General features: G+C 38.0%; 20 protein-coding genes and 1 pseudogene. 5 read left to right on the top strand and 16 right to left on the bottom strand.

Features of this window, described 5'->3' with window-relative positions:
- Nucleotides 1-102 precede the first annotated feature (102 nt).
- Complete coding sequence (ltaS, locus tag AC3WR0_RS18585; protein ID WP_492553715.1) at nucleotides 103-2,073, bottom strand: lipoteichoic acid synthase; 1,971 nt, start codon at nucleotides 2,071-2,073, stop codon at nucleotides 103-105.
- Between the two features lie 590 nt (nucleotides 2,074-2,663).
- Between ltaS and AC3WR0_RS18590 the strand changes: the two genes are divergently transcribed.
- The gene (locus tag AC3WR0_RS18590) at nucleotides 2,664-3,182 is read left to right on the top strand and encodes a tubby C-terminal domain-like protein (protein ID WP_492553716.1); all 519 of its coding nucleotides are present in this window, start codon (nucleotides 2,664-2,666) and stop codon (nucleotides 3,180-3,182) included.
- Nucleotides 3,183-3,255: 73 nt separating this feature from the next.
- Here AC3WR0_RS18590 and AC3WR0_RS18595 read toward each other — a convergent pair whose 3' ends face one another.
- Nucleotides 3,256-3,723 carry a sigma-70 family RNA polymerase sigma factor gene (locus AC3WR0_RS18595; protein WP_492553717.1) on the bottom strand — a complete coding sequence of 156 codons (468 nt, stop codon included), beginning with the start codon at nucleotides 3,721-3,723 and terminating at the stop codon, nucleotides 3,256-3,258.
- Nucleotides 3,724-4,392: 669 nt separating this feature from the next.
- Between AC3WR0_RS18595 and AC3WR0_RS18600 the strand changes: the two genes are divergently transcribed.
- The gene (locus tag AC3WR0_RS18600; RefSeq protein WP_492553718.1) at nucleotides 4,393-5,745 is read left to right on the top strand and encodes an Nramp family divalent metal transporter; all 1,353 of its coding nucleotides are present in this window, start codon (nucleotides 4,393-4,395) and stop codon (nucleotides 5,743-5,745) included.
- Between the two features lie 47 nt (nucleotides 5,746-5,792).
- Here AC3WR0_RS18600 and AC3WR0_RS18605 read toward each other — a convergent pair whose 3' ends face one another.
- Nucleotides 5,793-6,359 (bottom strand): competence protein ComK, encoded by a 567-nt coding sequence (locus tag AC3WR0_RS18605; protein ID WP_492553719.1) that lies wholly within the window; start codon nucleotides 6,357-6,359, stop codon nucleotides 5,793-5,795.
- A gap of 466 nt (nucleotides 6,360-6,825) precedes the next feature.
- Here AC3WR0_RS18605 and AC3WR0_RS18610 point away from each other — a divergent pair, with 466 nt between their 5' ends.
- A complete protein-coding gene (locus AC3WR0_RS18610; protein ID WP_492553720.1) occupies nucleotides 6,826-7,554 on the top strand; it encodes a YqcI/YcgG family protein in 729 nt (242 codons plus the stop codon).
- Between the two features lie 25 nt (nucleotides 7,555-7,579).
- On the opposite strand, the gene AC3WR0_RS18615 is transcribed toward AC3WR0_RS18610, so the two are convergent.
- Nucleotides 7,580-8,011 (bottom strand): hypothetical protein, encoded by a 432-nt coding sequence (locus tag AC3WR0_RS18615; protein WP_492553721.1) that lies wholly within the window; start codon nucleotides 8,009-8,011, stop codon nucleotides 7,580-7,582.
- A gap of 177 nt (nucleotides 8,012-8,188) precedes the next feature.
- Here AC3WR0_RS18615 and hpaB point away from each other — a divergent pair, with 177 nt between their 5' ends.
- Nucleotides 8,189-9,634, top strand: coding sequence for a 4-hydroxyphenylacetate 3-monooxygenase, oxygenase component (gene hpaB, locus AC3WR0_RS18620; protein ID WP_492553722.1), 1,446 nt, complete (start codon nucleotides 8,189-8,191; stop codon nucleotides 9,632-9,634).
- Between the two features lie 180 nt (nucleotides 9,635-9,814).
- On the opposite strand, the gene AC3WR0_RS18625 is transcribed toward hpaB, so the two are convergent.
- The 4 genes from AC3WR0_RS18625 to AC3WR0_RS18640 form a co-directional block, all read right to left on the bottom strand.
- Entirely contained in the window at nucleotides 9,815-10,114 is a 300-nt protein-coding gene (locus AC3WR0_RS18625) for a hypothetical protein (protein WP_492553723.1), read from the bottom strand.
- A 17-nt stretch (nucleotides 10,115-10,131) separates the two neighbouring features.
- Nucleotides 10,132-10,668: an HD domain-containing protein gene (locus tag AC3WR0_RS18630; RefSeq protein WP_492553724.1), complete on the bottom strand. Its 537-nt coding sequence runs from the start codon at nucleotides 10,666-10,668 to the stop codon at nucleotides 10,132-10,134.
- Nucleotides 10,669-10,986: a hypothetical protein gene (locus AC3WR0_RS18635; RefSeq protein WP_492553725.1), complete on the bottom strand. Its 318-nt coding sequence runs from the start codon at nucleotides 10,984-10,986 to the stop codon at nucleotides 10,669-10,671.
- Nucleotides 10,987-11,051: 65 nt separating this feature from the next.
- The gene (locus AC3WR0_RS18640; RefSeq protein ID WP_492553726.1) at nucleotides 11,052-11,657 is read right to left on the bottom strand and encodes an undecaprenyl-diphosphatase; all 606 of its coding nucleotides are present in this window, start codon (nucleotides 11,655-11,657) and stop codon (nucleotides 11,052-11,054) included.
- Between the two features lie 413 nt (nucleotides 11,658-12,070).
- Here AC3WR0_RS18640 and AC3WR0_RS18645 point away from each other — a divergent pair.
- Nucleotides 12,071-13,159, top strand: a pseudogene (locus tag AC3WR0_RS18645) (transposase).
- A 344-nt stretch (nucleotides 13,160-13,503) separates the two neighbouring features.
- On the opposite strand, the gene AC3WR0_RS18650 reads toward AC3WR0_RS18645, so the two are convergent.
- The 8 genes from AC3WR0_RS18650 to larC form a co-directional block, all read right to left on the bottom strand.
- Complete coding sequence (locus AC3WR0_RS18650; RefSeq protein ID WP_492553727.1) at nucleotides 13,504-14,766, bottom strand: nickel pincer cofactor-dependent isomerase, group 22; 1,263 nt, start codon at nucleotides 14,764-14,766, stop codon at nucleotides 13,504-13,506.
- Between the two features lie 117 nt (nucleotides 14,767-14,883).
- Nucleotides 14,884-15,885 (bottom strand): 4-hydroxythreonine-4-phosphate dehydrogenase PdxA, encoded by a 1,002-nt coding sequence (gene pdxA / locus AC3WR0_RS18655; RefSeq protein ID WP_027319787.1) that lies wholly within the window; start codon nucleotides 15,883-15,885, stop codon nucleotides 14,884-14,886.
- Nucleotides 15,886-16,030: 145 nt separating this feature from the next.
- Nucleotides 16,031-17,374, bottom strand: coding sequence for a four-carbon acid sugar kinase family protein (locus tag AC3WR0_RS18660; RefSeq protein WP_492553728.1), 1,344 nt, complete (start codon nucleotides 17,372-17,374; stop codon nucleotides 16,031-16,033).
- Between the two features lie 589 nt (nucleotides 17,375-17,963).
- Nucleotides 17,964-19,727 carry a PrpR N-terminal domain-containing protein gene (locus AC3WR0_RS18665; RefSeq protein ID WP_492553729.1) on the bottom strand — a complete coding sequence of 588 codons (1,764 nt, stop codon included), beginning with the start codon at nucleotides 19,725-19,727 and terminating at the stop codon, nucleotides 17,964-17,966.
- 84 nt (nucleotides 19,728-19,811) lie between these two features.
- A complete protein-coding gene (larE, locus tag AC3WR0_RS18670) occupies nucleotides 19,812-20,627 on the bottom strand; it encodes an ATP-dependent sacrificial sulfur transferase LarE (RefSeq protein ID WP_492553730.1) in 816 nt (271 codons plus the stop codon).
- A gap of 267 nt (nucleotides 20,628-20,894) precedes the next feature.
- On the bottom strand, nucleotides 20,895-22,241 hold the full coding sequence (locus AC3WR0_RS18675) for a gluconate:H+ symporter (protein ID WP_492553731.1): 1,347 nt from the start codon (nucleotides 22,239-22,241) through the stop codon (nucleotides 20,895-20,897).
- 830 nt (nucleotides 22,242-23,071) lie between these two features.
- On the bottom strand, nucleotides 23,072-23,542 hold the full coding sequence (gene larC2, locus AC3WR0_RS18680; protein ID WP_492553732.1) for a nickel pincer cofactor biosynthesis protein LarC2: 471 nt from the start codon (nucleotides 23,540-23,542) through the stop codon (nucleotides 23,072-23,074).
- 35 nt (nucleotides 23,543-23,577) lie between these two features.
- Nucleotides 23,578-24,219 (bottom strand): nickel pincer cofactor biosynthesis protein LarC (larC, locus tag AC3WR0_RS18685; RefSeq protein WP_492553733.1); only part of this gene is annotated, 642 nt, incomplete at its 5' end.

Raw genomic sequence — 24,219 nt, forward strand, 5'->3', positions numbered from 1 at the left:
GATTTTTTCTGAGGAACACAAAAACCCCGAATAAGGGGCACTTTTTTAATCGTGTCCGTTATTCGGGGTATGGATCACTATATCCCTCTCTCTTTTGACTGCTTATTCAGTTGCAGTTGTTTTTTCTTTAGATGGCTTGGATTTTCCGGTAGGTCCTAAATAAGAATACGCATTAGGATTAATCGGTTTAAATCCTTGTGGTGTATAAAAACGGAGTAAGTCTTTATTCACTACTTCGTCAGATACTTGAAGTTCAGTTGTTACTTCATTCGAAATTGATTTATATGCCTTTTGATCAGGCAGTAATTCACCAGTCACTGGATTATAGTATTTCTCGCCTATGGCTGTAACCCCAGGAGATACGAAATCACCATTTCTAAATAACGTCCAGTTGCGGCGATTTTTTGATAATAAATCTGACCCGAATTCAATGTAATCCTTAGTATCAATACCTAGTAAATGAAGAAGTGTCGGGCGAACATCTACTTCACCGCCAAATTGGTGCTGGACTCCGCCTTTTACACCTGGCACGTGGATATACAATGGAACTTCCTGAAGCTGCGCATTGATAGCTGGTGTAATTTTAGGAACACCAAGGACTTTTGCCATAGCTGTATTATGATTTTCAGAAAGACCGTAGTGGTCACCATAAAGGACAATGACAGTATTATCGTATAATCCATCCGCCTTTAAGGCATCAAAAAATTGCTTAAGGGCCTCATCCATATAATGAGCAGATTGGAAATAATTATTTACGACTGAATCGCCAAAATCCCCTGCTGGGAAGTTTGTATCCTCTTGATCCATTTCAAATGGGAAATGGTTAGATAGGGATATAAATTTTGTATAGAATGGCTTTTTCAAGCCTTCAAGCATTGGCATAGATTCCTGGAAGAAAGGCTTATCCTTCATACCGTAGTTCTTTGTATTTCCCGGAGTGTTCATATCATAATACTCCGCATCGTAGAACTGATCATAGCCCAAGGCTTTATACATTACGTTACGATTCCAGAAGGTCTTATAATTACCATGGAATACCGCAGATGAATAGCCTTGCTGACCCAGAATTGCAGGAGTTGCCTGGTATGTGTTTTGAGCTTTGTTAACAAATACCGCACCTTGTCCTAAAGGATATAAAGAGTTTTCCATTAAGAATTCTGCATCCGATGTTTTACCTTGTCCCGTTTGATGGTAAAAATTATCAAAATAGAACGTGCTGCCATCATGTGCCAAGGAATTCAAAAATGGTGTTACTTCTTGTCCATCAGGCATTTTATAATCAATCATGAAATTCTGGAATGATTCAAGTGAAACATAAATAACATTCTTTCCTTTTGCTTTTCCAAAATAAGCAGGATTTGGTGCCGCATAATGAGCTGTTCGGTAGTTCTGGATATTGGTAATATCACTGCTGCTGGCCATTGCCCGCTCACTTGAAGTTCGAATATTTTGGATGGCATCATAAATGGTAAAATTATATGCCCCTAAATATTTAACTAGGTAGTTTCTATCAAAGGAACGCGATAATAATTGTGGACGATCCTTTTCTGCTAATCCTAGGTTAAAAAGAAAAGTACTTACAGATAATAAAAGAACAACTTGGTAGGATTTACGTGTTTTTGATACTGCTTTTTTGAATACTGTTAATGCAAGTACGATAAGGACAATCGTATCCGTAAAATAAAAAATATCAAGCAAGTTCATTAGGGAGTTTGCACTGTCTCCCAACTGTCCTGCATTGGATTTCGCCTGCATTAAAACCGGTACTGTTATAAAGTCATTGAAGAATCGGTAATAAACAATGTTAGCATATAAAACAAATGACAATAGAAAATTGATTACTATCATAATTTTTTTTGCATGTTTTTTAGAAAGCAAAGCTAGTCCGATAAAAAATAAAGCCGAACTAATCGGGTTTATAGCTAACAAAAACTTTTGTAAGTTATTATCTATACCTAATTTAAATTCTGATTGATATGCTGCATAAGTCTTGATCCAAAATAAAATTACAGCGATGGCAAAAAAGACTATATTACTATTTTCTAATTTTTTTAGAAGTTTATTTTTATCCATTCTTATCTCCTCTCACCTACCAAAAGCTCCGGTAAACGAATTGAAAACCTATTATAACATATTTTTTATCTATCCTTTGGCCTATTTTTGTGGCAAGTATGGAAAAGTATTGATTCATTTCCCAAAAACTATCATACCTGTTAAATATGAACGAACTATGAACAAACAAGAAAAAATTACAACTCCAACGGAAAAAACGAAATAGATTTTATCGTTTTTTTTGAGTTTAAATTTACAACTCTTATTTTATGCTGTTTGTTTTCATTTATGCTCTTCCTTATATCAATGTAATGTCCCTGAATTAATTATAAGCTTCATAGAAACGTTTCCTTATGAGTATTTTGACAATATTATTAACTCGAACCGTCCCTTACTCATTACACTTTTCAATAGAATTCAATTTATTCCATGGTAAATCGTAAAAAAGTGTATTAATGACCCCATTTGTTCTGATCTCCTAAATCCTTTTTTCCTAATCGTATCATTCTTTAGAAGTTAGACATCTCAGTTATCTTCTACAATGGTTGGTAAGAAAGGGCATATTCATCTAATATTATGAAAAAGACTTACGACAAGCCGGGAGGAAAATGATGTATCACTTAACTTATGAAGTTCCCGACGCAGTGCTGCTCAAAACAAAAATTCCGGTAATAAACGAAGAAGGTGAAACTGTTTTTTTGCTGCAAAAACAGAGCCTTGGTTTCCTTAGTACAATTGCTGACCTTACATTGCGATATGGAGTCCGCCATTGTTACCAGATTACCTTACCAAATGGAAAGCCGGTTTATAGCTTAAATTGTGCCTTTCCTGGCATCCGATATAGATTAACTGAACATCTTACTGCACAGAATGTTCCCATTAAACAGCATATCGTCCAGTTGCTTGAATTAGCTTATTCGTTTTCACTTTCCAATCGCAGTTATTACTTTGAAAAGGATTTTAAGGGTAATGGCCATTTAAAATGCGATAACAATCAGATTGCTGCTGTTTCGATGCCTTCCTCGACGAAGATTTCGATGATTGATACCATTATGATAGAAGCAACGACACAGGAATACGCCGCTCTTGCTGCTGCTTTATTTCATACTCTTTTTTATTATGATGCGTAAAAGAGAAAAGCTGCCGAAGGAAATGGCAGATCATCCGGCAGCCTAATGGATCAATATACTTTTATCCTCTTTTTCAGTTTCTCCATTGCCCCTCCTTCCACCTTTTAACTGCTGATATTGACAGGTTTTCTATGTCAGCTATATCTCTTATAGTAAATCCTTTTATAAAGGTGTACAGAACCCACTTAGTCTGGTTATCTGAGAGTTTTGAACGCCGGCAATAATCCAATAGCAAATCTTCCTCAAGAAAATAAACTGGCGAATCATCCTCAATTAACTCCCAAAACTCATTCTTGGGATAAACCATTTTTTCCTCTTTATGATTTTTTGTCGTCATTTCATTCATAAGCGAGCCTCTCACATAGGCATAGGCATAGGCCGAAAAGTTTCCTTTATCAAAATTGTATCGCTGACTTGCTTTCCAGAGGGCAATTAATCCCAATTGGAGGTATTCATCTTTATTTTTATAAATGTTTAAGGACTGAATAATCCTGTGAATCATGGGTGAGTATTTTTGAGATAGCTCTTCAAAGCTTTCCATTTGTAACCTTTCGGAAAGCGCGCTTTACACTGTATTCCCGGGTACCTTTACCATAACGGTAAGAGCAGTTTCCAAACGAGCCGGCTTGTTTTCAAATACAGAACAAACCCCGCGTCAAATCTCATTCCTAACGGCCAAATTTCAAATACCCTTGGGTTTTTTATCCTTTCGAACAAATACATAGTAATTTTTTAAAAAAGAGTTTTTATTGGCTTAGTAGAAATGACATTCAAAAATTTTAGTTGGTGATTAAATAAAATGGAAAATACATTTCCTCAGTTCGGAAGGAAGCGGAAAAACAACACTGACGAGAAAACTATCCGCAGAGCTAAATATCCCTTGTGGAATAGGCATAAAGCTGGAGACATACCAAGAACGGAAGAAGAAAGGAAAGAATTCTTGAATACCATTCTCTCCTTCCGGCATGTGGATTATTGAAGGAGTTCATAATGGTGATTGAATTGCTTCGGGAAGGAATTATACTCCTTCCTTCTGTATAGATTTTTTATACAACCACAAAAGTTTCCTTAATCCAAAAATAATTCCTATATTCAACATTTTTACGAACGATTTATGTACTCCTTCATATAATTTCTTTACAAGACAAAAAGTTTCCTTAATGCAACTTTTTAAAAAAAACACACAAATACAGAATTCAGGGAGGATATTATGAGTGAAGAGGTAAAAGAACTGCAACTTTCACCCGAAGAGGGATGGAGAAATAAACGGAGCCAGCCTACATTACCGGAGGTTTATCGAAGTATTCGCATCCCCAAGTCAGGCTCATGGATTAAAAAATTTATGGCCTTTGCAGGGCCAGGGTATTTAGTAGCCGTAGGTTATATGGATCCAGGCAACTGGGCAACGGATATTGCAGGGGGTTCTCTATTTGGATATAGCCTGCTCTCTGTCATTTTATTATCCAATTTAATGGCTATTCTGCTACAGGCACTTGCCGGAAAGCTTGGAATTGTAACAGGAAGAGACTTAGCTCAGGCATGCCGCGATCATTACAGCAAACCAGTTGCTATGGGGTTATGGATATTATGCGAATTAGCGATTGCTGCTTGTGATTTAGCAGAGGTAATAGGTTCAGCCATCGCCTTAAATTTATTATTTGGCATACCACTGATTTATGGAGTTATCATTACAGCCTTAGATGTACTAGTGGTACTCCTGTTGCAAAATATAGGATTTCGTTATATCGAAACCCTTGTGATCGTACTCATTATAACAATTGGCGGATGTTTTGCTGCTGAAATCTTTCTTTCAAAGCCTGAAATAGGAGGAATATTAAAAGGCTTTGTCCCTAGTTCAGAGATTATTAGCAACCCAACTATGCTTTATATCGCAATTGGCATATTAGGAGCTACGGTCATGCCGCATAATTTATATCTTCACTCTTCCATTGTTCAAACCAGAAAGTATGATAATACCATTAAGGGGAAACGGCAAGCTATCAAATATACAACCTGGGACTCCACAATTGCTCTGTTCTTTGCCTTATTTATCAACGCAGCCATCCTAATTGTTTCATCTGCTACATTTCATAAAGCAGGAATGACTAAAGTGGCAGAAATTAATGATGCTTATCATTTGCTTACACCGCTGTTAGGAACAGCCATGGGCAGTATCTTATTTGGAGTAGCACTGCTTGCCTCTGGTCAAAACTCCACCTTGACTGGTACCCTTGCTGGTCAAATCGTTATGGAAGGTTTTCTAAATATTCGCTTACCGGCTTGGTTTAGAAGACTGATTACCCGCCTCATTGCCATTGTCCCAGCTGTAATTGTTACAGCACTTTATGGTGAAAGCGGCACAGCCCAACTACTGATATTAAGTCAGGTGATCTTATCGTTACAGCTTTCATTTGCTGTAGTACCTCTTATTTCATTTACAAGCGATAAAAACAAAATGGGTGAGTTCGTCAATCCCTTATGGTTAAAAATACTTGCCTGGTTTGTGGCAGCCGTTATTATAATCCTAAATGTATACCTCCTGCTACAGACATTTTTAAGTTAGAGCAAGGATTAAAAAAGAGCAGCCGGAATTCCCAGCTGCTCTCTCACCTATTCTTCTCCCTTTTCTTCCAGAGCTTTAAAATTATACTTTCCGTTGGCCCCTTTTTTAAATTCATGCGTGCCTTCGGGTCTAAATATAATCCTCTCCGGGAACCTTAACCTGCTTGCTGTGATTTTCCGCAGATCGGCCGCAGCCGTACGTTTATGATTAAAAGGAGTCAATCGGTCATCGACCAAAATGGAGTGGCCGCTATGAAAGACTACTTTAGTTTTCAGACCCTGAGCCATTGTGTTGTAAATTTTGATTTCATTAAAGATGATGGCATCCTCATTATTCATGGATTTATGGGAAAATACCACAATCTCATGAAATGGATTAATGACAACTGGAACCATACTGGTGCTTGGAACAATTGTTTTAGCACTGGCAATGGCTGCCCTTAAATCTGAATTTATATATTTAAGAGATTCATCAAGAATTTGAATAGGTGTCTTATCGACGAGGAATGAAAGGACTTCTTCCATCACCCTCGTACACAGCTTTCCGTTTTTATCATACTCCCCCATCATCATATTCATTTTTTTATCAATTATATAAAATGGTATTATCCTCAAAAATATTTCCCCCTATGATAATGTTTCCTTTTTTAAAGATAAAACGGTATACTTACATAGTTGGTAATCCAACAGCCAAGGACTCATGGGCGCTGTCTTCTCGGACACAAATCGCTCATGGGTTCTTTTTTTTATTCAATCATACACATTCCCCCTTTAACCCCCCGGTTTCATGAAATTTTTCGAAAAGTAGTACAATTTTCCTTCACAACCATTATAGACCAAATCAAAATACCAAAATAGCAATTAACCAAATCTACACAAAAACGACATAATTATACTTTTGTATGTCAAATAGCGCCAAAATAGGGCCGTTTATTTCTTGAAAAGAAAAAACGCGAACCATAAAACGATATACGTTCGCCGATTTATTATTGAAGAATATTACCTATGCATCTGCCCAAATTCGACACGGACATTCACAGGTAATTCTTATTGCCGAATATATTGTAAGAGCAATTAGGAGGTGATAGATCTGAAACGTTTATATACAAATGATGCCTCCCAACGGAATCAGCTGAAACATTGGGAAAGAAGCGCTCTGGAAAAATTCGAAGACAAAATGTTAGATAAAGAAAAACCATTCCCCTGCATTCCTGCGACAATTGGTTATGCCAAAAATCATTTTTTTTATGGATTTGCCGATGATCCAGGGAAAGCTTCTTCAATTGATGAAGCAGCTGGGATGCTTAGTGATTATTCCTCTATATTTAAAGAAATTGGAGGCTACACTTCTCTGATTATCTTTTATAAAACACCTGACATTTTGAGCATGGAACAATTTGAACAATTGTTTTGGGAACAGTTAAATGGCTTTGCCAAACGAGATGGAATGAAATGGCCGGACCATATCCCTCCTGACCCCGATAATCCTATGTGGGAGTTTTGTTTTAATCGTGAACAATATTTTATGTACTGTGCGTCTCCCGCGCATATCAACAGAAAAAGCAGGCATTTTGATTATTTCATGCTGGCAATTACCCCCCGGTGGGTCCTTCAGGAATTTAACAAATCTGAAAATCAGGCAAAAAAAATACGCTCACATGTGCGGGATAGACTACGGAACTATGATTCAATCGATATTCACCCTGATTTAAATACTTATGGAAAAAATGATAATAATGAATGGAAACAATATTTTTTACGCGATGACGACACCACTTTACCGAATTGTCCCTTTCATAAACCAAACTAATGAAAGCACCTTGAGAAAAGGTGCTTTACTTTTTCCAGTTTGGATCAACCGAACTTATAAAATGGTCAATATCTCTGGTGCTTAGCTTCCCTTTTACAATTTCATAGTACTCCCCGTCTATATTTAATGGATTTGTAAATGTGATGCCCATTATCTTTTTGTTTCCACTATAAAAGTTTGCCTTATGGATCCACCCAACAGAAGCTTCATGATTCTTTTCTTCTTTTACAATATAATGGTCCACCATTTGAAGAAAGTCCTTTACCTGCTTACTGTTATCAATGGTAACAGGCTTATTCCAGCCTCTGCCATCATAAAAAACAATTTTAGTAATCTCGTTAAATTTTACATTTGTCACTTTGTTTATCTTTTGCTCCTTGCCAGAATGATACGAACAGCTGAGTAAGAATGACCCTAATATAACAATCATAAATGGCAGTATTAGTATCCTTTTCACCCAATCCCCCCTTTCATATAGACGAATAACCAGTACTTTAGTTACGCTCCTTCCATTTAAAAACAAGGCTTATCTCACAAGAAAATGTGTAGAACATAATGACTACTTTTCCAATAAAATAAAACTAGCTAGACTAGTACCTTCTATATAATTGTCCAATGAATAAGGAGTGTTTAAATGGGTGCAATTAATGGGAAAGAATTTATTGATCGCTTAAACAAGCAGAAGACGGAAATATGGTATAACGGGAAAAAAATTGAAAGCAATATTTCTGAACACCCCGCATTTAAAGGGATTATACAAACGAAAGCGGCACTTTACGATTTGCAAAATGACCCTAATCTTACATGCCAAATGACTTTTATATCACCCATAACTGGAAATCCTGTTGGACTTTCTTACCTGCAGCCCAAGACAAAGGAAGACTTAGAAAGAAGACGGAAAATGATTGAAATTTGGGCAAAACACACAAACGGCATGATGGGAAGAAGTCCGGATTATATGAACACGGCTATCATGAGTTTTGCTTCCACTGCAAATATTTTAAAAGGTAAAGAAAACTGTTTTCCTGAGAATATAATTGCCCTCTATAATAGGGCTTTAGAAGAGGACTTATCCTTTACCCATACTCTGATTACCCCTCAAGTTAACCGTGCTCATCTGTATTTCGAGGACTCTAAAGACCCCATTGCCGCAAAAGTCATAGATCGAAATGAAAAAGGCCTTGTCATAAAAGGAGCTCGCCTTCTCGCTACTCAAGGTGGAATTACAGATGAAGTATTAGTGTATTCAGCTCCTGGATTATTTGATCCCACCGAAGCCTTCGCGTTTTCTATCCCTTCTGATACAAAAGGATTGAAATTTATATGCCGCGAATCCTTTGTTGGCGGCGAATCAGCCTTTGATCATCCCTTAAGTTCGAAATACGAGGAAATGGATACGGTAATTGTTTTTGACAATGTTTTAGTTCCTTGGGATCGAGTCTTTTTTTATGACAATCTAGAAGCCGCCAACATCTTTATTTTGCAAAGTTCTTTTTATCCGAATGCTATTCATCAGGTTATAACCAGACAAATAGTAAAAATAGAATTCTTGTTAGGTATTGCAGAGCTTCTAGTACAAACCATTAATGTTGGAGACTATCAGCATATACAGGAAAAACTTTCTGAAATCATCGTGGGGCTTGAAACAATGAAAGCACTGGCCGATAAATCAGAAAATCATGCCGAATTAGATGAATGGGGTAATATAAGGCCCTGTTATATTCCTCTGCAAGCCGCGAGTGTCATTTTCCCCCGGTTATATCCGCGTTTTTGTGAAATAATCCAGTTAATTGGAGCTAGCGGTATAGTGACTCTCCCGTCCGAAAAAGACTTTCATTCTGAGCTTAGAACAGACCTTGACCAGTATTTACAGGGTTCGAGTAAAGACGCAGAGGACCGGGTGAAAATATTCCGTTTAGCCTGGGACCTAACCATGAGTTCGTTTGGAACAAGGCAAACCCATTATGAACGGTATTTTTTTGGTGATCCTATTCGTTTAGCAGGCAAATTGTACAAAAGCTATCCCCTTGATGGCCTTGTTGGAGAAGTTAATGATTTTCTGAATTTAAAAGATGAATGACGTGTGCCGATACACACGTCATTTATGTTCTTATAAGGGAACCAATATTTCGTCCGTCGTTAAGACGGTGGCAAACTCATTATGCAGAGCCGCCAGTTCCGCATTTTGAATTTCTTCAGGCGAATGGTAAATCCCCTTCTCCTAACCTTTTTTGGTTAAGTTTTGATTTAGGTAACTGTTTCATTCTATTTTTCGTATCAATTGCCTGAGGAGATGCTGAGCCCTAGGAAGAACGAAGAGGCTGATTCCCTTCCCCCGGTAAAATTGGTTTTGCTCAATCAGCCCTTGGGTTAATAATATTTGAAGGTCAATCAATTTCCCGTAATAAATGGCAAGCCCATCTTTGGAGGTTATTTTGATGATCTCCCAGAGCAGTCTTTTTTGTGGCTGGGGCAGACTCCTCATCCCATTTAACACAGATATTTCTGAAACGGGGATCAGCTTATATAAGTCGGCCCGGTAAGGAAAAGATTCTTTCATCTGGAATCATCTCTCCTCTATTGGAATAAACGCTGAACCTCTAGCTGGAATTCTTTGAGCAGTTCAAAGTTTGATGTATGGCCTAGACTCTCAACCAAGCTTCGGTAGTACCATTCCTGCCGGTCTCTGCCGCGGTTAAACCTTTTCCAGACGGCTTCCCCCTCCACTCCATAATCCTTAATGATCGAGCGGATATTATGTAATTTATCAGCACAGGCAACTGCCCGGATTTCTTCTGAAGCTGTTTTTAAAAATTCTATTGTATGCTCTTTACGATCCTCCCAAGAAAGCTCCTTATTCGGTTCGGAACATCCAGCTACCATTTCAGCAATCTCAGCTCCAAACCATTCCTTAATATCTACAAGCTCTATGTATGTATCCTCAACAGTATCATGCAAAATCCCTGCTGCTACGACTGCTTCCTCGTATCCTGCTTTTAATAAAATCATTCCAACTGCTGCCGGATGACTGATATACGGAATATCCGTTCCTTTTCGATTCTGATTTCGGTGTGCTTTACTCGCGACCTGAAGAGCCTTATCAATAAGTTCCATTTACCTTTCTCCTTCCAAAAACGAATTCTTTTTGTTTTTCGTAATCCGATCGATACAAAACGCTAGTGAAAAAGAACATAACGATAACATTAACAAGCCTGTGCTGACTATCCCTATTTCCAGCCAGCCTAATCCAAGCCACACAATTAACCAGCCAAGAAGACCGAAAATGAATAAACATAAAGAAAAGATGTACTTCCATTTTGTGTTTTTGTGTAAATAAATATGAATAGCGTACTTTCCATAAAATAGGATAAGCACCAATCCAAAAAACCAAACAAGCAGCTCAGCCATCTTTCCTTCCACTCTTTTCATCAAAACAACTTACCCATATTTTACCACTGATAAGCAATAAAAAAGAAGATGGATTTTAACCATCTTCTCTAAGAATTAATAGCTTTTCTTTTAAAAATTAAACCCTCTATCTTCGTATATAGATTAATCAAAAGAGTAATTAACTTACCAACCATTTTTGAACTGTTAGCAAGTTTATGAACAGTAAAAGCTGAGACAGTACCAATTATCATTCCTGCTATAACGTCTGCTGGATAATGAACGCCTGTCCATACGCGAGATAAGGAAATACCTGCTGCTAAAAGAAGCCATAACCATCCATCGCGCTTTTTCCATTGCCAAATAGCCATGGCAATGACAAATGACCCGGTTGCATGGTCACTTGGAAAGGAATCATTTTTCGCATGAGGAATCAGCCAATTGACATGGTGATGAACAAAGGGTCTGTCACGGTAAATAAACATCCCAATCAGTACATTAATCCCCAAAGCCAGACAAGCTGCCAGGCAAGCCTCTACGACCATTCTACGATTCTCACTCTTCGATATCTTATAGAACCAATAGAAAATAAGGCCTGCAAAAAAGATATATTCAGCGCGTTCAGCCAGTAAAATCATTAAGGGATTTAGCACCCTCTCACTAACAGCTAAATGATTTATGAATTGAAAAGCATTTAAATCTAAATGTGATAACATAATAACCCCCATATCAAGCTATTTTTATACGTTAAGAATAATCCCGCAAGCTTAACATTTTCTAAACTATTAATTAAATTTGCATTAAATTACTTTCCAGCTACCGCTAATTATGTGAAAAGCAGATTTAGAATACAAAAAAACAGCTTCTATTTAGAAGCCGCCAGACTGCAGGCAAACTCTTTAGAGTTTGCCTGCAGTCTTTTTCTTTTTAAAATGATATTAAGTAAAAGACTCTTTTGATTTGCGCTGCGGGTGGACGCTTTCCGCGGGGCGGGCAGTGAGCCTCCTCGCTGCTAAAAGCAGCTCCGGGGTCTCACCTGTCCCGCTGATCCCGCAGGAGTCGCCACCCTCCGCTCCAATCAATGGGTTTCAAGCTCTCCTTTTTAAAACGACTATGAGGTGAACTACAAATGATGACCAAGTACCAACCCGACGAACGTGACCAAATAGAGATGCTGACGATTGATCAACTGGTCCCCGAAGACCATCTGGTCCGAAAGCTTGACCCGGCCGGGTTTTTGGATTTTACACAGATGTTCCTCATTTCTTCACCTTCGGTAAGAATTAAGAGCGCCGTTATCAAGATTCTGAAGTGTTTGAACAGATCTTCTACCGCATCCTAGATGAAATCATGGAAAAAGGGTTGTTGTCTGCTGACCATGTATTTGTGGACTCCACCCATGTAAAAGCGAGTGCCAACAAACGCAAGTTTGATAAGAAAGTCGTCCTCAAGGAAGCGCAGACTTATGAAGAGAAGCTTCAGTTGGAATTGAACCTGGACCGGGAGGAACATGGGAAGAAACCCTTCCCTCCCGAGAAGTTTAAAAAGGAAGAATGGAAGGAAATCAAGGAGAGCACGACTGACCCTGAAAGCGGCTATTATGTAAAGGATGAACGGACCAAACAATTTGACTATTCCTTTCACGCTGCAACGGATGAAAAGGGGTTTTTATTGGGCACTGTAGTGACACCGGGGAATGTCCATGACAGCCATCTCCTACAGCCTCTTGTTAAGAAGATTATAGAAAAGATTGTGAAGCCGCTCGCTGTCGCAGCCGTTGCAGCTTATAAGACACCTGCAATCACAAACTATCTCTTCGAGAACCAGATGCTTCCCGTTCTTCCCTACACACGCCCTAAAACAAAGGACGGTTTTTTCCGCAAGAGTGACTATGTATATGAAGAGTATTACAACTGCTACATTTGCTTAGAAGGGCAAACACTGAATTACTCGACTACCACGAAGGAAGGATATTGACAGTATAAATCAAATCCGTCTGTCTGTGCAGTTGCCCGTTAATTAACCAATGTACGGAAAGTAAGAATCACCAAAAGCTCATCCAGCGCCATATTTGGGAGGCATACCTGGAAGAGGCTGAACATGCACGGCACCCGCATGAAGTAAAACAAATATATACCAAAAGCAAGGAAACGATCGAAGGCGGATGCTTACGTTTGCTGCCATGAACCTGAAGAAACTGGCCACCTGGACATGGTAGGTGCCAAAAGGGGGACACCAAAGCACCAATAATCTAGTGTATCGTTCTATTAGTAACGATACTTGTAGATTGGAGCAGAAGGTGCTTGACTCCTGGGGGATCAGCGTTCCAGGCGAGACCCCGCAGGCGCTCCCTTGCGCCGAGGAGGCTCGACGAACGCCCCCCGGAAAGCAAGCACCTGGAGCGCAAATCACTCCTTCCAAATGAATTTTTCTAAAAATCAAAGGCAGCGAAATCTGTCTCGCTGCCTTTTGTCGACACTCTGACAGCTTCTATTTAGAAGCCGCTTTTTTGTTATTTTTTAATATAAAGGAATCTAAACACTTCACCAGAAAGTCATTTTTTTAATGAATAACAGACATAGGCAAGAAATGACCCTCTTCATCAAACTTCATTTCCTGGAGATCCTCTAATACCTCGATGTTTTTCTTATCCTTCAGCTCATTAAATATCACTTCAGATACAAATAACTCGCCTAAATGAAGAGTATTTGGGATCCTTACAATTCTGGCCTCTTCCTCAACAACACCCCAGGTAGCACGTAAAGCTGCTTTTAAAGCTTCCTGGTCGTTATCCAAAACAATTGGAATATTAGCCCGAGCTAAAAATGTACTTGTAACTACATTTTCATTCATTTTTTGCAAATCGATTTTTTTATACAAACGCTGAGTTGTTAAATCGGCCAAACCAATGCCTAATGCATTACCGTGGCTTGCCTCACTTAAATTAGAAGCAATTATATATTTAATGCCCGGTTTTTTCGGTTCTTCTACACCTAATACACGAATCCGGCCAATAATATTCGTATCCATACCTGTACCACTGAAGTTTTTACCGATTTCATCAACAATTAAGATATCCATTTCATCAACCGGAAGACTTGGCATTAAATCAAATGCTTTTTTCAATAATTCTCTTTCGCGTTCTTCAATTTCGTCATTTTCGATTGCTTCAATGATAGCTGTTTCCTCATGAGCGTTTTCTACAATGGCGATACCAAATAGAGTTTTGGAATTGCTAATTGCTACTTTACCAACCTCAGGCATCATTTCACTGATACCCTTAATGCCATAAGTATGTAAAGCCAATGCCTGCTTGTGTTTTCCCATACCGATTGAAGCCATTTTTAAAACGCCGCTTTCAATCTTATTTTTAAAATCAGTATGCGGCTTAACGCGTCCCATAACGATAATTCCATCCGCATTATAAGCATGCTTGTCAACATAAACAGGGATACCTTCTGATGTCACTCCGACCTCCACAACCTCCATGGATGAACGAATCTGACAGCCAGTCGATTCTTCTGTTACACCTAATCCGTCTAGAACTTCAATCTGGCCTTCAGCTGTTGCACCGCCATGGCTTCCCATTGCCGGTATGATGAAAGGAGTGGCCCCTCTTTTTTTAATCTCCTCGGCAACACTTTTAACGATGGTAGGAATATTGGATATACCCCTGCTTCCAACAGTAATGGCAATTTCCATACCAGGCTTTATTTTTTCATCTGCTTTTATTTTAGTGAATTGATCTGTTATCGCTGCAGGAATATCCTTTAGACTTTCTACTTCAAAATATTGCTTAATTTTAGCCATTTTAGGAAAAGACATTAAACGATCCCCTTTCAAAATGAACACATTGATTATGGTTTAGTTTTATTTCGGAATATACAAAGCCAGCAAGAGATCAGTTATGACCTCTTGCTCGGCTGTTTGCTTATTTTATTATTACAATTCCTCAGGAGCTAATTCAATCGCCATACGGATAGCTTCTTTTAAAGATAGCTCATCCGCAATGTTCTTACCGGCGATATCAAAAGCAGTACCATGGTCAACACTTGTACGGATGATTGGAAGACCGACAGTAATATTAACTCCTGCTTCGAGACCCAATACTTTAATTGGACCATGTCCCTGATCGTGGTATTGTGCCACAACAATATCAAAATCACCGCGTCTTGCTCTGAAGAATAAAGTATCTGCTGGAAGCGGGCCTTGGACATTAATTCCTTCAGCCTGTGCTTTTTCTACTGCAGGAATAATTTTTTCTTCTTCTTCACCATTACCAAAAAGTCCGTTTTCTCCAGCATGCGGGTTAATTCCGCATACGGCGATGCGAGGATTTTTAATTCCTGCTTTTTGTAAAGTATCATGTGCTAGTTTAATAACTGTATATTGGCGTTCCACATTATTTTTCTTAACAGCATCAATAAGTCCGATATGGGTTGTTACATGAATAACTCTTAAGCCAGGAGCAGATAGCATCATTGCGAAATCTTTCGTATTTGTTAATTCTGCTAAAATTTCAGTATGTCCCGGATAAATATGGCCTGCTTTATGAAGTGCTTCTTTATTTAAAGGAGCAGTACAGATTCCATGAATTTTCTTCTCATTAGCAAAACCGATCGCCTTTTCTAAATAGCGGAATGCAGCATTTCCAGCCTCAGAAGAAACCTGTCCCCATGGTAAATCTTCAGAAACTAAATCTAAATCAATTATGTCGATTGTTCCATATTCGAATTTAGCATCTTCAGGATTTGAAATGCTGTTCAATTGAAGCTCAATATTTGTTACTTCTAAAGCTCTTTTTAAAATTTTAAGATCTCCAACTACGAATGGTCGGCAATTTTCATAGACAGTTTTATCATTTAAAGATTTAGCGATAATTTCCGGACCTACTCCTGAAGGGTCCCCCATTGTAATAGCAATACTTGGTTTATTTGCAGCCATGTTTATTTCCTCCCGTTTCTCATCTTATTTCACAAGGCAGTATCTGCTGCCATAGCTTTTCCTGAAGGAGTCTTACGCCTTCAGCTTCAGTAACAATCGTTCAAAACCCACAATTACTTTTAAAACACCTTTAATAAAAAAGCTTTTATAAAACTTTTGAATAACGCCAATCGCAATTCTTCACATGTGCATTAATTTCGGTTATGGTTTGAAGCGCTTTTGATAATGCTTGTTCCGTTCCAAATGCACCTGCTTTAGTAACAAGTGGAATACCATCATAGGAACCACCAAACAATTTCCCATAAGGAATACCAGCTTCTACCTCACCAATAACACGGATTCCTTCGCCATTTAATACTTTACAGGTAGCTCCAGCAATATCCCCGCCTGTTAAAATGGAACCGCAAATATTATTGCTTTCAATTAATTGACCTGCAATTTCACCCATAGACTGAGCAATTGTATGACCCACATCGAAGTTCGATAAACCAAGCTGTTGTTGAAGAACCTTAACTCTATTTATCGTTTCCCGTTCACGATTAGTCGTAACCACTAAATCACCTTTTTGGAGTAATGCCTGGCCAGCTTTTACAACACGGTCAATTTCAAGTTTTCTCCTATCTTCATAAAAGAATTCTTCAGGTGAGATAACAATTTCATTTATATGATATTTCTCTCTCATATCTTCTATTTGACGCTGAATAATAGGATTCACACTTCCAGCTACTACTAGGACAGGAAGTCGTTCATCTACCTGTGCGTTCCGTAATTGTTCTTCTGAAATTCCTGTGTTGGTTAGATGATAAGCAATTCCCGCAGAACCAACCCAAAGAAAGTTTTCACCTAAAAACTGAGCGGCATCGACAATCGTTTTTAATTCTTCATCAGTAGTTGCATCCACAACGATAATTTTTGGACCTTTACCAGATGACAGCTCTTTCATTTTCTCTGATAAATGACTTATTCCTTTTTGAACATCAGAAATGGATATTAATTCGACTTCTCTTTTACTTTGCTCCTGCACTAATTTTGGCAAGTAACTCTCTTTTACTGGGCAGGCAGGATCAAGAGCAATTTCAGTCTCTTCTAGAAGTACGCCATTGACATAATGATTTCCGTTTACTGTTATTCGATTACTTTTCGGAAATGCCGGTACCACAAAAGCTGTCTTATAATTAAATACATCCATTACTGCATCAATTTCCGGACCAATGTTTCCCCGCATGGTTGAATCGATCTTTTTAAAGACTGTTGATACATCCAATTTGTTCAATTGCGTTGATAAATGAAAAACGGCATCGTACGCCTTTTCAGAACTTAATGCTCTGCTTTCTGAATATAAAACAATGACATCTTCACTTAAATGCGTAGAGTTTAATTCTGTATCTGAAAAAAGGACAATTGTATTTAAGCCTTGTTTTGCAAATTGAACACCTGTATCATTAGCGCCTGTTAAATCATCTGCAATAACTGCTAGTTTCACCTTCATCCCGACCCCCTTTATACGCAATATCGGTTGTGTTGTTTGCGATATCTTATTTTTCGTTAGACTTAAGCTGCCTATTCTGATTGCTTGGTAGGTTGTCTATTCTTTTCTTTCTGCAACACATTATATTTGACCTAAATATGGTGATTCACACTGCCCTAAAACGCTTTCAGGACTACTTTTTTATTTTAAAATAAAACGTTGTATTTTGCAATGAATTTTTATCTAGAAATTAGATTATTTTTGTTTTTATTGCATTTTGCAACAAATATATCTTTTTTAAGGTGCTCTCTCGATTGAGTTATTTGTCAGTAAACCTTTGAATTCGCCAGTCCTTTGATAGATGTCTTAGTTTTAGTTATCACGCACAAATCGGCACATCCTCAAAAAAGCCATGCTTTTTCTTCGTGCGAGGCAAAGCTGACGTAGCTTTCCTTGTCCTGTGCCTTTCGCATGACTAGGACTTCCTCGGAAAAGCAGGTGCTTTTCCTTCGTGCGATGATAATGCTGACGAAGCCTTCCTTATCCTGTCCGTCGTGCGTACAGAAAGTATGGAAATAACTTTGATTAACAAAACAAAAAACGCAAGCTGTTATTTTAGCTTGCGCCATAAGGTAGAACGGTTAATTCCTAAGCGTTTGGCCGCTCTTGATTGATTTAACCCTTCCTCTTCAAGGACTTTTGTTATGACCTGCTTTTCTATTTCTTCCAGTGTACCGCTTATATCAATATTTGTTAACGTATCAGTGCTCTTGCCTTGTGCTAATCGATTTAAGACCGTTTCAACATCTTCTTTCTCGATATAATATGAATCCGTTTGCAGAAATACTTGTTCGATTACCTGTTTAAGCTGTTCGACATTTCCAGGCCAATCAAAGCTAGCAATCTTCTCTAAAGCATCGAGACGGATTCCAACCACTTCATTTCCATACTTAGGATGTAATTCTGAGATAAATACATGAACCAAATCCTCTATGTCTTCTCTGCGCTCTCTCAGCGGAGGGATATATATTTTCAATTGACTTAAAATATTATATAATTCACGATTAAATGAACCGGCAGCTACCTTTTTCTCAATATTTCCATCAGAAGAAACTATCCATTGCACCTTATTTTCATTCTTTAAAATTTCCAGTAACTCCCTTTGGAAAGGAGTGTCTAATTTATCGATATTTTTAAAATAAATAATCCCATTAGCATATTTTTGAAAAAAGTCTTCGTTCATAAAACCTTTAAGCTGATCTCCACTTAATAAGTCTCCACGCAATACGATAAAAGGGTCCTTCGTGGTTTTCCTATTTAAATAAATGGTATGGGCGATTAATTCTTTTCCATTTCCCTCTTCTCCGGATATCCATACAGGTTCTTGGCTTTTACTGTATTCTACTAGTTGCTTTGTCACATTTTGAACACTTTCGCTTTTCCCGGAAATGGGGATATACGAAGGAGAAGTCTGAAATTCCACAGCATTTAGGTTTCCATCAACATTTTGTGCCAAAACTTGATGAGGGAGATTTTTCTCAAAAAATAGGACAATCGTATCATCTTTAGGATATGACGTTACTTTCCAGAATGAATGATGGATGTGAAGGGTTTTTGTTTGCTTTTCACGCAGTAGAAATGTTTCCTGGATCAATTTTTGGATATCTGGAGTATTCTCTAAATTCATCCAGTGGAATTCATTATGGAAGGGTTCGTTCCCATAAATCATTTTTTCTTCTCTATTAAAAACCCCTATCGCCAGTTCGTGACAATCGAGAAGGGATTGATATAAGGAAACCTCCTGTTGAAGCTGCGAAAAGATTCGATAAGACCTTCTTGCTTCCTCTAATGCATCAAAAATAGCTTCCTTACCGGAGGTAATCAGAACTCCTGTTAATCCTAATTGCTTAGCGGTTTGTACTGTAACCACGTCACCGATCACTACTTCATAGCCACTCTCTTTTAATTTTGTTAATTTGTCTTTTACCTCAGTATCTTTTGTGACCGTTAAGGTTTTAATATCTAAATCTAGAAGCTTGCATATCGTAGCAGCACCTTGTGTGATATTTGAAAATCCAACGATAGCCGCTTTTCGTGAAAAACCTTTTACAAGCGTTATAATGCGTAACACATCATATCCAGACACCTGAATGTCTATCACAGGAAGGGATACAGCCTCTTGAATCATGGATGCCGTACCGCCACGGCTTATAATGAAATGGAAACCCTTATCCTCAGCTTGTTTGGCAATTGCCACGCCTTCGTGCAAATTCCCTAATTCGATATGCAAATCCATATCTTTAACTTCCTGTTTGATTTCTTTCATTATTTCATATAGTCCCTCATAAGGGACTATAACCAAAGCTTTAATCATTTCCCCTACTCCTTCTAACCGCAAAAATCAAACACAACACCCTCCCAATAGTGATCTCTCTTCTATTACTTATTAATCGAGCAATTATTGTTCATTCATACTAGTTGTTAACACCTTGTTCATACTGCCGCTCACATAGCCTTGCAGGTCAAGAGTTACATATTTATATCCGAATTTTTGAAGGTTCTCCATAATATCCTGGTGGTTTGTTAAAATCACCTGCATATCCTGTGGCTCTACTTCAATCCTTGCAATATCTTCATGAGTCCTAACACGGACCTGCCTAATACCAAAGGTTTTTATATAAGCCTCTGATTTTTCAACCTTTGTTAATTTTTCTTGAGTAATTTTTTCACCATAAGCTATTCGGGAAGATAGGCATGCGAATGATGGTTTTTCCCAGGTAGGCAGGTTCAATTGTTGTGAAAGCTCACGAATTTCTTCTTTAAACAGATCAGCCTCCTGAAGCGGGCCGCGTACGCCATGTTCCCTGGCTGCACGCACACCTGGACGATGTTCATTCATATCATCAGCAATTAGGCCGTATACCACATTTTTAAATCCCTTCTGATGCATGATTGGAACGATTTCCTCAAACAACCCGTTTTTACAAAAATAACAACGGTTACGATCATTTTCTACATAACCAGGGATATTGAGTTCAGACGTTTCAATTACCTGGTGTGTTGCACCTATTAAATTAGCAAGCTTCTTCGCTTCCTCTAATTCAGTCGAAGGATATGTTTCAGAATCCGCGGTGACAGCCAATACATTTTCCTTACCTAAAACATCCACGGCCACTTTTAACAACAAAGTACTATCGACACCGCCAGAGAAAGCAACAACTACATTGCCCATCTCCTTTAAGATTTCTTTAAGTCGTTCATACTTTTGGTTCATTTTTATTCCACCTATCTCAATGTTTTTAGAATATTTAACTTTAACTTTATGCTTGGAAAATCAATTGATGCAAAATCTCTTTTTAAAAGATCCTCAATAAAATGCTGTGCATTTTGCAACACATTTAAATTATAAGCGAATTCAGACCAAAGTAAAAGTATTTAATAAAGCGATTTCAAAAATATATTTTTATCATTATACCAAACTAAAAAGCAAAAAAAAGAAACCATTTTATAGAATCTATAAAATGGCCCCTTCTGTTCTTTTTTATATAATTGCGCTTAATATTAGGGTAAAGACTAAACCTGATACGGCAACAACAGTGGAAAGAACCGTGTATGTTCCAAACGCTTCCTTCAATGACATTCCCAAGGATTCTTTAACCATCCAGAAACCAGCATCATTAACGTGAGATGCAATCGCGCTTCCGGCACCTGTAGCAAGTGTAACTAGTTCTAAGTTAACGCCAGGCATAGTTGAAATCAAAGGAAGGACCAATGCAGGAGTTGCTAATGTTGCAACAGTACCTGATCCTAAGCAGATACGTAATATGGCTGCGACAATCCATGCAAACAGGATTGGAGACATATGGGTACCTTCAAATAACTTAGCAATATAATCACCAACGCCGCCATCAACAATTACTTGTTTCAAGGCGCCACCGCCACCAATAATCAAAAGAAGCATACCTAATGCATTTACTGCTGAAGAACAAGAATCCATTAAGTGCTTAACTGGAACTTTTCTTCTTAATCCCATTGTATAAATGGCAAGCAATACAGATAGCACCAAAGCAGTAGAGGAGTTACCGATAAAACGAATAAATTCTATTAACCCGTTATCTTTAAATCCTAAAGCTGGCTGGGTCATATCAATGATGGCAGCTAATGCCATTAGAATAACAGGGAACAAAGCTGTAAATACGCTGATTCCAAAACCAGGAGTTTCTTCTAATTTGAATGTTTTATGAACCCCAAAAGACTCGTTTCCTTCTCTAGTAAAAGCAGTTGGTACGATTTTACGAGCGAGTTTCGGATATAAAATACCTGCTAAAATAACAGTTGGAATCGCTACGATAATTCCATAAACCAAAACCATTCCTACATTTGCATGATATTCAGCTGTAACAGCAATTGGTCCTGGGTGCGGCGGTAAGAAGGCGTGTGCCACTAACGCAGCTGATACCATTGGAAGACCTAATTTTACGATAGAGACTTTTAATTCTTTTGCAATTGAGAAAATAATTGGAACTAATAATACGATGGTTACTTCAAGGAATAATGCTATCCCTACAATAAATGAGGCAATCAAAATAGCCCATTCAATTCTTTTTGCACCAAATTTATTGATCAAGGTTGTTGCAATACGGTGTGCGCCACCTGCATCTGCAATTAACCTTCCAAGCATGGCACCGAGTCCAAAAATCAAACCGATGTGGCCAAGAGTTCCGCCCAGACCAGTTTCAATTGAATGAACAACGTCCTTCATTGGAATTCCAAGCCCTAAAGCTACGATGAATGAAACAATAATTAATGAAACAAATGTGTTCAGTTTGAAGCCCATAATGAACAGAAGTAATAATAGTACCCCTATTGCGATTATTACTAAAGGCATAATCGTTCTCCCCCATGTTCTTTTTTGTAATTTTGATTATAAAAATGCTGCATTGTATCTACTACCTTTCCAAATAACCAACACTTTCATTCTTCATCACTCTTGCAAGTGCTTACATTAAAGATGAAAATTAGAGCCCTTAATCCTTTATTTTCTAACCCTTTAATTCTTCCCTTACATATGGAAATGCTTACAATTATAGATAAAAAAATAAAGTCCATTCCATCTTTCTCTTTACTGCAAGTGCTTACAATTAAAGTCAAAAATAAAAAGTTTAAAACTACTATTCTTTTAAAGGTTTGCTTTAAAAGCTCTATGTCCTAGATAATGGAAAAATACATAATATTGCAACACATTTATCAGGTATTTGCTGTAAAGAATACTTAACTCATAATAACTGTTGGTTATTACATCACATGTGAACAATACTTATTTTATTATCTCCCTAATATCTTGTCAAGTAGGTATTTTAGAATAATTTGTTACATTTTTCAACAACTTTACTGGTTGGAGGCCCTTTCCGGCAAATAACTGATTCATTTACCTAAATTTACTAAAGTGGCGTAAACCTTTGCTCCCTTTAGGCGATCAGTTCACTTAACTATTGAGTGAGGTCACGACGCTCACTTTCCACAGGCAGACTATGAGCCTCCCGACTTCTGCTCCTTCATTACTAGTGAAATATACATCCAGTAATTAGATTAGAAAAACAAGGGCATTCGCTTCTTATGGCGGATGCCCTTGTTTTTCTTATGGAATTTATGGATTTAACTTCTGATTAAAAAAAACAGCGGATAAGGTCTTATACCTTATCCGCTTTGCTTATTTCATTAATCTCGATCAAATGTCTTCCAAACCTGTTCATATACTTGTTTCAACGGGACATTATGTTGTTTGGCAATTTCTTTACACTCTTCATATTCTGGAGCTCTTTGTACGAGATCGCCTGCATGATACCCTTCCTTAACCGTAACAGGTCCCCACTCCGTTTCAATCATTTTAAACTTCCTTTCAAGCCGATGCACTGTTAAAGGATAATAGCGGACACCTAAGGTAGTCGTTTCTTTAAACAAAATCTCTTTCATTTTATCTAACTTATGACGAGATGAAAGGAGCTGCAGCAAAACCCCGGGACGGTTTTTTTTCATATAAATAGGTGTATAAAAGACATCATTAGCTCCAGCGTCAAAAAGTAAATCCATGACATAACCGAGCCATTCACCTGAAACATCATCAAGATTAACTTCCATCTTGATCATTTCATCATCAATATGTTCATTGTTATGAGGATGAGAAACCATATTTTACTCCTCTCATAATCTTTGATTCCCCCATCCTATTCTCCTATAATCACACGGAGAACATTTGGATGATCTTTAAATGTTTTTGTACCTGCACCATAGCCGATTGATTTTACTTCCATGGATGGAATGGTGCAAAATTCTTCTGCCAGAACAGCTACGATGCCTGCTCCTGTAGGTGTTGTTAACTCGAATCTTACATTGCTTTGTTCAACGGGTACACCTTTTAATATTTCAAGTGTAGCTGGTGCAGGAACTGGATAAATACCGTGAGCTATATGTACTTTTCCGGTGCCAACAGGTACTGCAGAAGATTTGATTTTCTCTATTCCTAATTGATGAATTAAGATTGCTGCTCCGACAATATCAATAATTGAATCCACTGCTCCCACTTCGTGAAAATGAACCTTTTCTAAAGGAATACCATGGATGTGCCCTTCGGCTTCACCAATTTTTTGAAAGATTCTTAAAGAAATCTCTTTCACTTCGGGTGCCAAATCGGATACTTGAATCATTTTTACAATATTACTGTATGATCGGTGATGGTGATCGTGCTCATGATGGTGGTCATGCTCATGTTGGTGGTCGTGCTCATGTTGGTGGTCATGCTCATGTTGGTGGTCGTGCGCATGATGGTGATCATGCTCATGATGGTGATCATGCTCATGATGGTGGTC

It is taken from the genome of Neobacillus sp. FW104-15D2, from assembly GCF_058790155.1.

Bases quoted from the DNA above. Each gene is read 5' to 3' on its own strand.
- ltaS (WP_492553715.1), bottom strand. From the start codon at position 2,073: ATGGATAAAAATAAACTTCTAAAAAAATTAGAAAATAGTAATATAGTC.
- AC3WR0_RS18590 (WP_492553716.1), top strand. From the start codon at position 2,664: ATGTATCACTTAACTTATGAAGTTCCCGACGCAGTGCTGCTCAAAACA.
- AC3WR0_RS18595 (WP_492553717.1), bottom strand. From the start codon at position 3,723: ATGGAAAGCTTTGAAGAGCTATCTCAAAAATACTCACCCATGATTCAC.
- AC3WR0_RS18600 (WP_492553718.1), top strand. From the start codon at position 4,393: ATGAGTGAAGAGGTAAAAGAACTGCAACTTTCACCCGAAGAGGGATGG.
- hpaB (WP_492553722.1), top strand. From the start codon at position 8,189: ATGGGTGCAATTAATGGGAAAGAATTTATTGATCGCTTAAACAAGCAG.
- AC3WR0_RS18625 (WP_492553723.1), bottom strand. From the start codon at position 10,114: ATGAAAGAATCTTTTCCTTACCGGGCCGACTTATATAAGCTGATCCCC.
- AC3WR0_RS18630 (WP_492553724.1), bottom strand. From the start codon at position 10,668: ATGGAACTTATTGATAAGGCTCTTCAGGTCGCGAGTAAAGCACACCGA.
- AC3WR0_RS18640 (WP_492553726.1), bottom strand. From the start codon at position 11,657: ATGTTATCACATTTAGATTTAAATGCTTTTCAATTCATAAATCATTTA.
- AC3WR0_RS18650 (WP_492553727.1), bottom strand. From the start codon at position 14,766: ATGTCTTTTCCTAAAATGGCTAAAATTAAGCAATATTTTGAAGTAGAA.
- pdxA (WP_027319787.1), bottom strand. From the start codon at position 15,885: ATGGCTGCAAATAAACCAAGTATTGCTATTACAATGGGGGACCCTTCA.
- AC3WR0_RS18660 (WP_492553728.1), bottom strand. From the start codon at position 17,374: ATGAAGGTGAAACTAGCAGTTATTGCAGATGATTTAACAGGCGCTAAT.
- AC3WR0_RS18665 (WP_492553729.1), bottom strand. From the start codon at position 19,727: ATGATTAAAGCTTTGGTTATAGTCCCTTATGAGGGACTATATGAAATA.
- larE (WP_492553730.1), bottom strand. From the start codon at position 20,627: ATGAACCAAAAGTATGAACGACTTAAAGAAATCTTAAAGGAGATGGGC.
- AC3WR0_RS18675 (WP_492553731.1), bottom strand. From the start codon at position 22,241: ATGCCTTTAGTAATAATCGCAATAGGGGTACTATTATTACTTCTGTTC.
- larC2 (WP_492553732.1), bottom strand. From the start codon at position 23,542: ATGGTTTCTCATCCTCATAACAATGAACATATTGATGATGAAATGATC.